A 13,105-nucleotide genomic window follows, 5' to 3' on the forward strand; every position below is an offset into this window, starting at 1 on the left:
CACTCCTGCTCCCATGACGCAGCAGCACCACGATTTCGACGTCCTCATCGTCGGCAGCGGCCTGGCCGGCCTCACCGCCGCGCTGCAGCTGTCGCGCACGCAGCGCGTGGCGCTGCTGACCAAGCGCGCGTTGGAGGACGGCGCCAGCGCCTGGGCCCAGGGCGGCATCGCCGCGGTGCTGGCCGAGGGCGACAGCTTCGACGCGCATGTGCACGACACCCTGGTGGCCGGCGCCGGCCTGTGCGACTTGGCGGCCACGCAGGCGGTGGTGCAGGGAGCACCTGACGCCATTGCCTGGCTGGAGGGCCTGGGCGTGCCGTTCACGCGCGACTCGGACGGCGCCCTGCACCTGACGCGCGAGGGCGGGCACGGCGCGCGGCGCATCGTGCACGCGCAGGACGCCACCGGCGCGGCGGTGCAGCGCACGCTGATCGCGGCCGTGCGCAGCGCGCCCGCCATCACTGTGTTCGAGCAGCACACGCTGGTGGACCTGATCACCGCGCGCAAGCTGGGGCTGGACGGCCCGCAGCGCTGCCTGGGCCTGTACGCGCTGGACGGCGCGCGCGACGAGGTCGACACCTTCCGCGCGCCGCACACCCTCCTGGCCACCGGCGGCGCCGGCAAGGTCTACCTCTACACCACCAACCCCGACACGGCCACCGGCGACGGCATCGCCTGCGCCTGGCGCGCCGGCTGCCGCGTGGCCAACCTGGAATTCATCCAGTTCCACCCGACCTGCCTGTACCACCCGCAGGCCAAGTCGTTTCTGATCACCGAGGCGGTGCGCGGCGAGGGCGGGCGGCTTCTCCTGCCCGACGGCACGCGCTTCATGCCGGCGCACGACGCGCGCGCGGAGCTCGCCCCGCGCGACGTGGTGGCGCGCGCCATTGACTTCGAGATGAAAAAGCGCGGCCTGGACTGCGTGTACCTGGACATCTCGCACCAGGGCGCGGACTTTGTGTGCGAACACTTCCCCAACATCGCCGCCCGCTGCCTCGAACTGGGGCTGGACATCACGCGCCAGCCGATCCCCGTGGTGCCGGCGGCGCACTACACCTGCGGCGGCGTGCTCACCGATCTGGCCGGGCGCACCGACGTGCCAGGCCTGATGGCCGTGGGCGAGACCGCCTGCACAGGCCTGCACGGCGCCAACCGTCTGGCCAGCAACTCGCTGCTGGAATGCATGGTGCTGGCGCGTGCCGCCGCCGACGCCATCGCGCAGGCCGCGCCCGCGCCCCTGCCCGCCCTGCCCGCCTGGGACGACAGCCAGGTCACGGACGCCGACGAGTGCGTCGTCATCTCGCACAACTGGGAGGAGCTGCGCCGCTTCATGTGGGACTACGTGGGCATCGTGCGCACCGACAAGCGGCTGGAGCGTGCGGCGCACCGCATCGCGCTCCTGCAGGGCGAGATCGACGAGTTTTACGCCAATTTTCACGTCTCGCGCGACCTGCTGGAGCTGCGCAACCTGGTGCAGGTGGCCGAGCTGATCGTCCGAAGCGCCCAGGCGCGGCGCGAAAGCCGCGGCCTGCACTTCAGCCGCGACTGGCCGCTGCTGGCCGCGCCCGCGGCGCCGACCATCCTGGTGCCGCCGGTGCGCTGACAGCGCCGCCGCCGCACACCGCCCGACTTTTCATTTCCAAGGAGACCCATCCCCATGTTCCGCACCCTGCTGAAATCCAAGCTGCACCGCGTGCGCACGACCCACTGCGAGCTGCACTACGAGGGCTCGTGCGCCATCGACGAGGACCTGCTGGACGCTGCCGGCATCGTCGAGAACGAGCAGGTGCACATCTGGAACGTGGACAACGGCGAGCGCTTTATCACCTACGCCATCCGCGGCCAGCGCGGCAGCGGCATGATCTCGGTGAACGGCTCGGCCGCGCGCCGCGCCTGCGTGGGCGACCTGCTCATCATCGCCGCCTTCGCGCAGGTGCACGAAAAGGACGTGCCCACGCACCAGCCGCAGCTGGTGTTCGTGGACGAGCACAACCGCCAGGCCGCGCTGCGCCACCAGGTGCCGACCCAGCCGCTGTAATTTCCCCGTCTTGCTTTTTCTGAAGCTTTTCCCCCATGCCGCACCTGACCGTCGAGTATTCCGACAACCTGCCCGACTACCCCGAACGCGAGGCCCTGCGCGCCTTGAACGCCGCCGTCTGCGCCAGCCCCGAGGTGCTGGACGAGGCGGACGTGAAGACCCGCTTCGTGCGCCACGCCAGCTTCGAGATCGGCACCGCGCCGGCGCAGCGTGCCTTCGTGCACGCGCAGCTGCGGCTGCTGGCCGGGCGCAGCCCCGAGGCCAAGCAGGACCTGGCCGGCCGCATCGCCGAGGTGCTGCGCCAGCACACACCGCGCCCGGCCGGCGTGCTGGTGCAGCTGAGCGTGGAGATCGTGGACATGGACCGGCCGTCGTACGTCAAGGAGCGGCTGGCCTGAGGCAGGTGCGAGGGCGCGCGATCAGTGCATTGGCGGCCGCCAGCGCACTCTTTTTTCAATAGCAGCTCGGCCTTTGTTCGTGAGGACAAAGGTCGGTTTTGGCTCTTTCATTTCCGCGTGGGTCAGCACTTCTGACCAGTCGCTTCTTCGCTCCCCCTCCCCCAAGGCGGGAGAGGGCTGGGGTGAGAGTGGAAGGGCTGGAACAGGCGCCGCGCCCGAACCACAGCTCCTCACCCCGGCCCTCTCCCCCTTGAAGGGGGCGAGGGAGTCAAAGCCGCGTCACGCGTTGGCGCGCGATGCCAGGGGCGCGGGGCTCACTTTCCCGCAACACAGGCCGTCATCCTCACGCCGCCACCAGCCGCCGCAGCCATTCCAGCAGCACCTGCGGCAGCTGCTCCGGCCGGGGCAGCAGCGCGTAGTGATGCGCGCCGAACACCGCCGGCAGGTAGCTGGCGGCCTGGCGGTCGATGGTCAGGCAAAACGGCGACAGGCCCTGCAGCCGCGCTTCGGTCACCGCCTGGCGCATGTCCTCCAGGCCGTAGCGGCCCTCGTACTGGTCCACGTCGTTGGGCTTGCCGTCCGACAGCAGCAACAGCAGGCGGTGCGCCGCGGGTTCGCGCATCAGCGTGGCCGTGGCGTGGCGCAGCGCGGCGCCGGCGCGGGTGTAGTGCTCGGGCTCCAGCCCGGCGATGCGCAGCGCCACCGGCGGACCGTAGGGCTCGGCGAAGGTCTTGACGCCGCGCAGCACCACGCCGTGCGGCCCCTCGCCCGAGAAGGCCTGCACGGCGAACGGCGCGCCCATGCCGTCCAGCGCCAGCGAGACCATCAAGAGCGCCTCGCGCGCCACGTCGATCACGCGCCGGCCGGGGGCGATCCAGGCATCCGTCGAGCCGCTGACGTCGATCAGCACCAGCACCGCCAGGTCGCGCCGCTGGCGGCGCTCGCTGCGGTACAGGCGTTGCGCCAGCGGCAGGCCGGCGGCGAAGTCGGCACGCGCCTCGATGCAGGCTTCCAGGTCGATGTCGTCGCCGTCGAGCTGGCGGCGCACCGGCACGCGCCGGCTGCGCAGCAGCTCGAAGCGGCGGCGCACCTCGTGCAGCCGGCCGCGGTGCGCCTGCAGGGTCTGCTCCAGCCACTCGGGCGCGCCGGGCACGGCCGCGCGCAGGTGCACGGTGGCGCCGTGCGACACGTAGGTGGCGCTGCGCCAGTCCCATTCCGGGTAGGGCAGCGCCTCGGCGGCGCCGGCCGCTTCAGTGGCGGCCGCGGCGGCGCGGCGCGCCAGCGCCTCGGGCGGGTCGTCGGACAGCAGCACCTCCTTGGGCCGGCTGGCGGTGGCGACCAGGCGCGCCTCGGGCAGCTCGGACAGCGCGTCGGCGAATTCCTCGGCCGCGGTGTCGCTGTCGCGGTCGGTGGGGCGCTGCAGGCCCATGGGGTCGGCGGCCTGCTCGTGCGGCTGGGCGGTCTGTACCATCCAGGCGCCGGGCTGGCCGTCGTCGTCGTCCTCGTCGTCCAGCACGTCGCGCACCTGCGGGCGGCGGGCCAGGCGAGCGGCGCGGGGGGCTGCGTCAGGGTCATCCGCACCGTCCTGCGCGTCGGTGCCGTGCACGCTCGGTGCGCTGGCGGCGGGGCGCAGTTCGCCCAGCCAGGCGTCGGGCACCAGCCAGCGCTCCTGGCGCGGCGGGGCGCCGGGCGGGCGCAGCCGGGACGCCAGCGCCAGCGCGCGCGCATGCACCTGGGCGACGTCGGCCGGCAGGGCCAGCAGCAGTTCGTCGGCTGCCACTGCACGGATGGCCAGATCAACGGTGGCCAGGTGCAACGGCTGGTCGACAGGTGTGCGCAGCAGCGCCTGCGCCAGCGCCTCCAGCGGGCGCAGGTGCGCCGGTAGTTTGGCGATGCTCGGGCGCTGCGCCAGCGCCTGGGCACGCAGGCGGGCCAACGCGGCACCCGTGCCGGGCAGCTGCTGCAGCAGTGCGTGGTCGGCGGCGTGCGCCTCCAGCAGGGTCAGCAGCGCGCGTTCCAGCGGATCGCGCACCTCGCGCAGCCGGGCGGCCGCGCCACGCCGGGCGCGCAGGCCGTGCGCCAGCGCCAGGGTGCGGTAGTCGCCGGCGGCGGCCTCGGGGCCGACGTCGGCCGGCAACTGCGGCGGCAGCCACAGGCTGGTGCCGTCGGTCGCCGGCAGCGGGCGGGTGGCGGGCGGCGGCTCGCCGCGCTGCAGCCAGCGCGACAGAAAGGTGGGCGGCGCGGGTGGCTGGGCCGGGCGCAGGCGCAGGCCGGGCCCGAAGGCCGCGGCCAGCAGCAGATCGAGCCGCGGCGCGACGTCGGCCAGCAGCAGCACCGGCGGGCCGGGCGGCGGCGGGCGGTGGCGGCGCCACAGCCGCTGAGCGTAGACGGTGGCATGGCGGGCGACGTCGGTGATGACGTCTTCGGCTTCAGCCATGGCGCCTCAGGGGCAAGAACGGCCTCTCGTCCTGACATTCAAAGGGCCTGCAGCTATCATTTTTGACAGACGTGCAGAGTACGCGAATCGCCTGCCCCGGCCTGCCCTGGTGTTCCATGGCACTCGCCGAGCCCATCCCACTCTGCCCCTGCCGGCGCATGCCGGACGCAGTCAGGAAAAAAGCGCGGCGCCCTGCCTGGCCCGCAGGCGCTGCGCGCCGGCGCCGGCAACGCGGCCGCAGAGCGGCGCACCGCTCACACGAACGTCGCATCCACCAGATCGCGCATGGCGGCGGCCAGCGCGGCGTCGTCGGACAGCGGCGCGACGATGGCGTGCACGCAGGCGCGGCGCAGCTCCACACCGCGTACCGCCAGCTGCGCCGCGGCGACCAGCAGCCGGGTGCTGGGCACTTCGGCCAGGCCCCGGTCGTGCAGCGCGCGCAGGCGCTGCGCCAACTGCACCAGCGCGCGCGCGTCGGGCTCGGCGATGCCGCTCTCGCGCGCCACGATGCGCGCCTCGGCCTCGGGCGCGGGAAAGTCGAAGTCCAGCGCCACGAAGCGCTGGCGCGTGCTGGGCTTCAAATCCTTCAGCATGCGTTGGTAGCCGGGGTTGTACGACACCACCAGGCCGAAGCCGGGCGCGGCCTGCAGCATCTCGCCGGTCTTGTCGATGGGCAGCTGGCGGCGGTGGTCGGTCAGCGGGTGCAGCACGACCACCGTGTCCTGGCGCGCCTCCACCACCTCGTCCAGGTAGCACAGGGCGCCCTCGCGCACGGCGCGGGTCAGCGGCCCGTCCTGCCACACGGTGCCGTCGTGGGTGATGAGAAAGCGCCCGATCAGGTCGCTGGCGCTCAGGTCGTCGTGGCAGGAGATGGTGATGAGCGGGCGCTGCAGGCGCCACGCCATGTGCTCGACGAAGCGCGTCTTGCCGCAACCCGTGGGCCCTTTGAGCATCACGGCCAGCCCCTGCGCGTGGCACTGGGTGAAGACCTCGACCTCGTCGGCGCCGGGCAGATAGTAGGGCTCCGGGGCGGCGTCCGGCTGGACGCCGCCCGCGGGTTGTTGCTGCGAGATGGTGGCCGCGTCCACCACGCGTCAGGCCACCGCCGCCGCGGGCCGGGCCGGCACGGGACGCGGCGCCGGGTCGTCGGTGCGCACTTCCATGCGCAACGGGTAGCGGAAGAAGTCGATGATGAACAGCGCCACGCCCACGGCGAAGATGGAGGCGGTGATGATCAGCATGACGAAGTGCACCTGGATCTTCAGCTGCGCGTCCAGGTAGCCCATGCCCATGATGCGCTCCAGGTAGACCTGCCCGATGCCGGCGGTGGCGAACGACAGCGTCATGCCGAACATGCCGGCCAGTTGCATCCAGAACGCCATGTAGCCCATGGAGGTGCCCTCTTCCGGGCGGCGCGTGAACGACGGCAGCGCGTAGCTGATCATGGCCATGACGATCATGGCGTAGGCGCCGTAGAAGGCGGCGTGGCCGTGCATGGCGGTGATGAGGGTGCCGTGCGTCCACTTGTTCACGCTCGGGAAGGTGTGGGCCAGGCCCAGCAGGCCGGCGCCGAACATGGTGTAGACGGCGCTGCCCACCGTCCAGTGCAGCGCCAGCTTGTTCGGGTGCGCCAGCCCCGAGCGGCGCATGGCGTAGTAGGCGTACATGGCCATGCCGACCAGGGCGACGGGCTCCAGCGCGCTAAACACGCCGCCGATCGGCAGCCAGTACGCCGGCACGCCGACCCAGTAGTAGTGGTGCGCCGTGCCCAGGATGCCGGCGATGAAGACCAGCCCAACGATGACGTACAGCCACTTTTCCATGACCTCGCGGTCGGCGCCGGACAGGCGGATCAGCAGGTAGGCCAGGAAGCCGCCCTGGATCATCTCCCACACGCCCTCGACCCACAGGTGGATGGTCCACCAGCGGTAGAAGATGGACACGGTGTAGTTGTGGTACTCCAAGAGCGCCGGCACATACAGCACCGCCGCCAGGCCCAGGCCGCCCAGCAGCACGCCCTCGGGCGTGGTGAAGCGACCGGACTTCTTGATCGTCATGCCGATGTTGTAGAGAAAGATCAGCATCGCCACGACGATGGCCAGCTTGGACGGCAGCGGCTGCTCCAGCAGCTTGTTGCCGGTGCCGTAGCGGAACAGGTAGCCGACCACCGTACCCACGCCCATGACCACCCAGATCACCAGCTGGATGTAGGCGAGTTTCACGCTGTGCAGCTCGGTGCGCGACTCGTCGGGCACCATCCAGTAGGTGGCGCCCATGAAGCCGCAGATCACCCAGACGATCAGCACGTTGGTGTGGATCATCTTGGTGACGTCGAACGGCAGGATGTACAGCAGCGGGTCCGGCCCCAGGTACTTGGTGGCCGACAGCAGGCCGAAGACGATCTGCAGGCCGAACAGCGCGACGGCGACGGCGAAATACCAGTAGGCGACGGATTGGGATTTGTATCTCATGGCTTCAGCTCCGGCGTCGTTCGTTCACTTCAGGGACATCAGGTAGGCCACGAGCTGGTCGATCTGCTCGGGCGTGAGGTCCTTGGCGTAGGTGGTCGGCATGAAGGACGTGCCATCGGCCGAGTACATGGGCCCGGGCACCAGGTGCGCGCTGGGCTCGACGATGGACTCGTGCAGGTAGGCCTCGACGTCCTTGGCCTTGCCCTTGTAGTCGGCGGAAGCCAGCAGCGCCTCGGTACGGCCCTTCACGCCCGCCAGCGACGGGCCTGCCATGTTCACGCCCGGCGCGGTGGAGTGGCAGGCGGTGCAGGCCGGCGTGGCGGTGCGGAACACGCGCTCGCCCAGAGCAATGGGGTTCTCGTCGCCGGTGAGCGGCCGCGCGCCCGGGGGCGCCACCATGCCGCCGCGCTCGACCTTGGCGCCGCTGGTCTGCTGCTCGACGCTGCGGTCGGCGCCGGGCAGCGCCGCGCCGGTCACCAGGATGGGCCGCGGCGGCCAGCCCTGGTTGTCCACGTTGCTGACCCAGTCGAAGAAGGCGATCAGGCCGGCAATGTCCTCGTCGCTCAGGTCCTGCTTGGGCATCAGGCGGCGGTGGCGCTGCTCGTCGTAGAACTTGGACGGGTCTTTCATGTAGGCCTTCAGGTAGGCCTCGCCGCGCAGCTTGGTGATCTTGGTCAGGTCGGGCGCGTAGTAGGCGCCCTCGCCGAACAACGTATGGCAGTTGATGCAGTTGTTCTTGTGCCAGACGTTCTTGCCGTGCGTCACCGCCGGGGTGATCGATTCGGCGTTGGTCAGGCGGTCGAACTGGCGATGGCTGTCCAGCGTCAGGCCGATGAAGGCCGCCGCCGACAGGGCGGTGGCGACGATGGCGAAAAGCCGGGTCTGGCGTTTGTTCATGGGGGGCCCTCCTGCGCTCAGACGCTGATGCCGGTCCAGTAGGTGATGGCCATGGTGGCCGCATACAGCATGGCCACCGCCATGAGCAGCACCACGACGAACGCGAAGATCTTCAGGGGGGCGTACCAAGCCTGCATCGGGGTCCTCCGGTTGTTCTTATCGGATCCGGTGCGTTGCACACCGGGCAGTGCGGACGATTGTTGGACCAGGGGCCTGCACCACTTTGTAGGACAAACGCCCCTGGCCCGTCAGAATGGACTGACAGGCGCCATGCGCGACAATCGCCCGGTGCCTTCCTCCGACACCATCCAGACCGTCCTGATCTACGCCCTGCCCGTGCTGTTTTCCATCACGGTGCACGAGGCCGCGCACGGCTACGTGGCGCGCTACTTCGGCGACAACACTGCCTACATGCTCGGGCGCATGACGCTCAACCCGGTCAAGCACATCGACCCCATCGGCACGGTCCTGATGCCGCTGCTGCTGTACTTCTCCACCTCGGGCGCGTTCGTCTTCGGCTATGCCAAGCCGGTGCCGGTGAACTTCGGCAACCTGCGGCATCCGAAGCGCGACATGGTCTGGGTGGCGCTGGCCGGGCCGGCATCCAACTTCATCCAGGCCGTTCTGTGGGCGTTGCTGCTGTTCGGCCTGCTGGCGGCCGGCGTGGACGAGCCGTTCTTCACCAAGATGGCGCGCGCCGGCATCCTGGTGAACCTGGTGATGTGGGCCTTCAACCTGTTTCCGCTGCCGCCGCTGGATGGCGGGCGCGTGCTGGCCGGGCTGCTGCCCATGCGCGCCTCGCTGTGGCTGGCGCGCATCGAGCCCTTCGGCTTCTTCATCGTGCTGGCGCTGGTGCTGGCCGGCGTGGTCGGCACGCTGTGGCTGCGCCCGCTGATGGCGCTGGGCTACGGCGCGCTGAACCTGCTGCTGTCACCCCTGGCGGCGCTGCTGCGCTGAGCCGCGACGCCTTCTTTTTCTCCGTCTGCCTTATCCATGCAAGAACCCACGCGCTTTCTCACCGGCATCACACCTTCGGGCACTCCGCACCTGGGCAACTTTGTCGGCTCCATCCGCCCGTCCGTCGCCGCCAGCCGCGACACAGGCGTCGAGAGCTACTACTTCCTGGCCGACTACCACGCGCTCATCAAGTGCCATGACCCCGAGCGCGTGAACCGCTCGACGCTGGAGATTGCCGCCAGTTGGCTGGCCGCCGGGCTGGACCCGGAGCGCGTCAGCTTCTACCGCCAGTCCGACATCCCCGAGATTCCCGAGCTGCACTGGCTGCTGACCTGCGTGACCGGCAAGGGCCTGCTCAACCGCGCCCACGCCTACAAGGCGGCGCAGGACAAGAACCACGAGGCCGGGCGCGACGGCGATGACGGCGTCTCGGCCGGGCTGTTTATGTATCCGGTGCTGATGGCCGCCGACATCCTGATGTTCAACGCCCACCGCGTGCCGGTGGGCCGCGACCAGGTGCAGCACATCGAGATGGCGCGCGACATGGCCGCCAGCTTCAACCACCTGTACGGTGCGCACTTCACGCTGCCCGAGGCGGCCATCGAGGACAACGTAGCGCTGCTCGCCGGCCTGGACGGGCGCAAGATGAGCAAGAGCTACGACAACACCATCCCGTTGTTCACCCCGCGCGAGCAGTTGAAAAAACTCATCGGCGCCATCGTCACCGACTCGCGTGCGCCGGGCGAGCCCAAGGAGACCTCCGGCTCGGCGCTGTTCCAGATCTATCAGGCGTTTGCTACACCCGAGGAGACCGAGGCCATGCGCCGCGCGTATGCCGAGGGCATCGCCTGGGGCGAGGCCAAGCAGTGGCTGTTCGAGCGCATCGACGAGGAAATAGCCCCGCTGCGCGCGCGCTACGACGACCTGATGGCGCACCCGGAAAAAGTCGAGGCGATGCTGGCGCGCGGCGCCGAGCGCGCACGCGCGCAGGCCGCTCCGTTCCTGCGCCAGCTGCGCGCCGCCGTCGGCCTGCGCCCCCTGAGCGCCGCCATCGGCACGCCGCGTGCGCAGGACAAGCCCGCCGCGCCCGCCGCCCTGGCCAGCTTCAAGCAGTACCGCGAGGCGGACGGCCTGTTCTACTTCAAGCTGGTGGCCGCCGACGGCCGTGTGCTGCTGCACAGCACCGGCTTCGCCGCGCCGCGCGAGGCTGGCCAGGCGATCGCCCGGCTGCAGCGCGAGCCCGATGCCCTGGCGCAGTTGGCGGACCGGCTGCAGCCGCTCGACGCCGCTGCCGCCCAGGATGCCAGCACCGCGCTGCACGCCCTGGCGGCAGCGCGCGAGGCGTGATATTGCTACTTAAACGATAGCTGTAAGCGCTTGTAGAGCATGGGCTTGCGGCACTTTTCATTGATTAACCGCATAGCCTTTACCCCAGGCCGTGCCTTCAACGAAAGGCTCTCCGCATGCGCATTGCGGTCGTGGACGATGATCCGCTGCAGCTCGAGTTCTTCCAACAGGCGCTGCCCGCACTGGGCCATGCCTGCCACCCCTTCGACCATGGCGCGGCGCTGCTCAAGGCGCTGCGCCGTGACACCTTCGACCTGCTGATCGTCGACTGGGAGCTGCCCGACACCAGCGGCCCGGAGATCATCCGCTGGGTGCGCGGGCAGCTGGGCCCGCAGCTGCCCATCCTGTTCGTGACGCATCGCCAGGACGAGAGCGACCTGGTGGCGGGCCTGGCCTGCGGCGCCGACGACTTCATGGGCAAGCCGGTGCGCGTGGCCGAGCTGGGCGCGCGCCTGGGCGCGCTGCTGCGCCGCGCCTACGGCGAGGCGCGCGACGCCGGCGCCGGCGCCGGCGCCGACAAGCTGAACTTTGGCCGCTACTGCTTTCGCCAGCGCAGCCGCGAGCTGCTGGTGGACGGCGAGCCGGTGGCACTGAAGGCGCGCGAGTACGACCTGGCGCTGCTGCTGTTCCAGAACGCCGACCGGCTGCTGTCGCGCGATCACCTGCGCGAGCGGCTGTGGGGCCAGGGCCCGCAGGTACAGTCGCGCTCGCTGGACACGCACATCTCGCGCCTGCGCACGCTGCTGGACCTGCGCCCGGCGAACGGCTACGCCATCCGGCCGGTGTATGGCCTGGGCTACCGGCTGGAATGCACCCACGCAGAGGCAGGCACGCCGGCATGAGGGCGCCCGCCCTGCCCGGCGCGGCGTGCGTGCTGGCGCTGTGCCTGGCGGCCGCGCCATCGGCCCAGGCACAGGCCCATGCCGACCTGGATCTGGTCCACCCAGTGCGCTCGGGCGACACGCTGTACGGCCTGGCGCGGCACTACCTGGGCGACGCCCGGCTGTGGCCGCAGCTGCAGCATGCCAATGCCGTGCGCGAGCCGCGCCACCTGCAGCCGGCCACGCAGCTGCGCATCCCGATGCGGCTGCTGCCCGCCGGATCGGCGCAGGTGGTGTTCGCCAGCGGCGCCACACGCGTGGCCCCGGGCGCGGTGGCGCAGCCGCTGCACGCCGGCCAGGCGTTGGCCGAGGGCGAGGCGATACGCGCCGCGCCGGACGGTTTCATCAGCGTGCGTCTGGCCGACGGCACGCTGGTGCGGGTGCAGGCCGATTCGCAGTTGCGGATCGAGCAGTTGCGCCGCACCGGCCGCGCCGGCGACGCGCAGTCCATCCTGCAGCTGCAGCGCGGCAGCGTGGACAGCAGCGTGCCGCCGCGACCGGGCAGCGCCCGCCGCTTCGAGGTGCGCACCCCCGGCGCCAGCACGGCCGTGCGCGGCACGCGCTTCACGGTCGAGCTGGACGCGCAGGGCCGCACCCTGGCAGCCGTCACCGAGGGCCGCCTGGCGGTGGCGCCGCACAGCGCCGGCAGCGCCGCCGTGGACACCGGCCAGGGCCTGGTCGTCGGCGATGACGGCCGCCCCGGCCAGCGCCAGGCGCTGCTCCCCGCCCCCGGCCTGCAGGCCGTGGCGGATACGCTGGAAGACGCCGACCTGCTGTATCTGCCGCTGCAATCCGTAGGCGGCGCCACGGCCTATCAGGTGCAATTGGCGCGCGATGCGCAATTCACCCAGGTACTGCGCGGCGGCCGCTTCGATTCGGCCGAGCTGCGCCTGCCGGCGGTGGCCGATGGCAGCTATTACCTGCAGGCGCGCGCCATCGACGCCCACGGCCTGCCCGGCTGGCCGGCGCAGCGCAGCATCACCGTCAAGGCGCATCCGATCGCCCCTCTGCTGCAGCAGCCGGCGGCTGGCGCCAGCCTGGAGCGTGGCGCCGGCGCGCTGTCGTGCACGCCGGTGGCCGGCGTGACGCGCTACCGCATCCAGGTGGCAGCGGCGGCGGGCTTCGCCGCGCCGGTGCTGGACACGCTGCAGGACGGCTGCGCGCTGGCCCTGGCGGCGCTGCCCCCGGGCCGCTATGAATGGCGCGCGGCCAGCGTGCGCCAGCGGCCGGACGGCGTGCCCGACCAGGGGCCGTTCAGCGCGCCCCGCGCCTTCGCCGTGGCCGAGCGGCCGCCGCCGCCGGAGGTGGTGGCCGAGCAGTCGGGCGATCGGCTGCAGCTGCGCTGGCAGGGGCATGCCGGGCAGCGCTTCCAGCTGCAACTGGCCACCTCCGCCGGCTTCGAAGAGGGCAGCGTGGTGCTGGACGAGCAGCTCGACGCCGCAGCCTGGGCGGCGCCGAGCAGCGCGCTGGCCGGCGCCTATCACCTGCGCCTGCGCACGCTGGATCCGTCCGGGCTGCGCAGCGGCTTCTCCACGCCACGCCTGATCATCCTGGCGGCGCCGGTGGTCAGCGGCGACGGCCTGCCGGTGCGCAGCGCCGACGGCCAGCCGGTGGCGCGGCCGTGATGAACCCGCGGCCGGCCGGCGCGCCATGCCCTGGCCCATGGCGTCGGCCTGTCG

At 71.3% G+C, this 13,105-nt stretch carries 11 protein-coding genes; 7 read left to right on the top strand and 4 right to left on the bottom strand.

The window, feature by feature from the left end; all coding sequences use genetic code 11:
* Positions 1 to 13: 13 nt before the first annotated feature.
* The 3 genes from nadB to BLQ61_RS06750 are packed head-to-tail and all read left to right on the top strand — an operon-like array spanning position 14 to position 2,436.
* The gene (nadB, locus tag BLQ61_RS06740) at positions 14 to 1,603 is read left to right on the top strand and encodes an L-aspartate oxidase (RefSeq protein WP_091568166.1); all 1,590 of its coding nucleotides are present in this window, start codon (positions 14 to 16) and stop codon (positions 1,601 to 1,603) included.
* 54 nt (positions 1,604 to 1,657) lie between these two features.
* Entirely contained in the window at positions 1,658 to 2,038 is a 381-nt protein-coding gene (panD, locus tag BLQ61_RS06745; RefSeq protein WP_091568169.1) for an aspartate 1-decarboxylase, read from the top strand.
* A 35-nt stretch (positions 2,039 to 2,073) separates the two neighbouring features.
* Positions 2,074 to 2,436, top strand: a complete 363-nt coding sequence (locus tag BLQ61_RS06750) for a 5-carboxymethyl-2-hydroxymuconate Delta-isomerase (RefSeq protein WP_091568171.1) — start codon at positions 2,074 to 2,076, stop codon at positions 2,434 to 2,436.
* 343 nt (positions 2,437 to 2,779) lie between these two features.
* Here BLQ61_RS06750 and BLQ61_RS06755 read toward each other — a convergent pair whose 3' ends face one another.
* The 4 genes from BLQ61_RS06755 to BLQ61_RS06770 all read right to left on the bottom strand — a co-directional run bounded on the left by BLQ61_RS06755 (position 2,780) and on the right by BLQ61_RS06770 (position 8,241).
* Complete coding sequence (locus BLQ61_RS06755) at positions 2,780 to 4,873, bottom strand: hypothetical protein (RefSeq protein ID WP_091568174.1); 2,094 nt, start codon at positions 4,871 to 4,873, stop codon at positions 2,780 to 2,782.
* Between the two features lie 254 nt (positions 4,874 to 5,127).
* On the bottom strand, positions 5,128 to 5,961 hold the full coding sequence (locus BLQ61_RS06760) for a CbbQ/NirQ/NorQ/GpvN family protein (protein ID WP_425415610.1): 834 nt from the start codon (positions 5,959 to 5,961) through the stop codon (positions 5,128 to 5,130).
* Positions 5,962 to 5,967: 6 nt separating this feature from the next.
* Positions 5,968 to 7,344 carry a cbb3-type cytochrome c oxidase subunit I gene (locus tag BLQ61_RS06765; protein WP_091568176.1) on the bottom strand — a complete coding sequence of 459 codons (1,377 nt, stop codon included), beginning with the start codon at positions 7,342 to 7,344 and terminating at the stop codon, positions 5,968 to 5,970.
* Positions 7,345 to 7,368: 24 nt separating this feature from the next.
* A complete protein-coding gene (locus BLQ61_RS06770) occupies positions 7,369 to 8,241 on the bottom strand; it encodes a c-type cytochrome (protein ID WP_091568179.1) in 873 nt (290 codons plus the stop codon).
* Between the two features lie 270 nt (positions 8,242 to 8,511).
* On the opposite strand from BLQ61_RS06770, the gene BLQ61_RS06775 reads away from it, so the two are divergent.
* The 4 genes from BLQ61_RS06775 to BLQ61_RS06790 all read left to right on the top strand — a co-directional run bounded on the left by BLQ61_RS06775 (position 8,512) and on the right by BLQ61_RS06790 (position 13,051).
* Positions 8,512 to 9,198 (top strand): site-2 protease family protein, encoded by a 687-nt coding sequence (locus tag BLQ61_RS06775; RefSeq protein WP_425415611.1) that lies wholly within the window; start codon positions 8,512 to 8,514, stop codon positions 9,196 to 9,198.
* A gap of 36 nt (positions 9,199 to 9,234) precedes the next feature.
* Positions 9,235 to 10,545, top strand: a complete 1,311-nt coding sequence (locus BLQ61_RS06780; RefSeq protein ID WP_091568181.1) for a tryptophan--tRNA ligase — start codon at positions 9,235 to 9,237, stop codon at positions 10,543 to 10,545.
* Positions 10,546 to 10,661: 116 nt separating this feature from the next.
* Positions 10,662 to 11,387, top strand: a complete 726-nt coding sequence (locus BLQ61_RS06785; protein WP_091568184.1) for a response regulator transcription factor — start codon at positions 10,662 to 10,664, stop codon at positions 11,385 to 11,387.
* Entirely contained in the window at positions 11,384 to 13,051 is a 1,668-nt protein-coding gene (locus BLQ61_RS06790; protein WP_245703883.1) for a FecR family protein, read from the top strand. The genes BLQ61_RS06785 and BLQ61_RS06790 overlap by 4 nt, the downstream gene beginning before the upstream one ends.
* The last annotated feature ends 54 nt before the right edge of the window (positions 13,052 to 13,105 follow it).

Origin of the sequence: Oryzisolibacter propanilivorax, assembly GCF_900103645.1 — a bacterium.
Lineage (GTDB): Bacteria > Pseudomonadota > Gammaproteobacteria > Burkholderiales > Burkholderiaceae_C > Melaminivora > Melaminivora propanilivorax.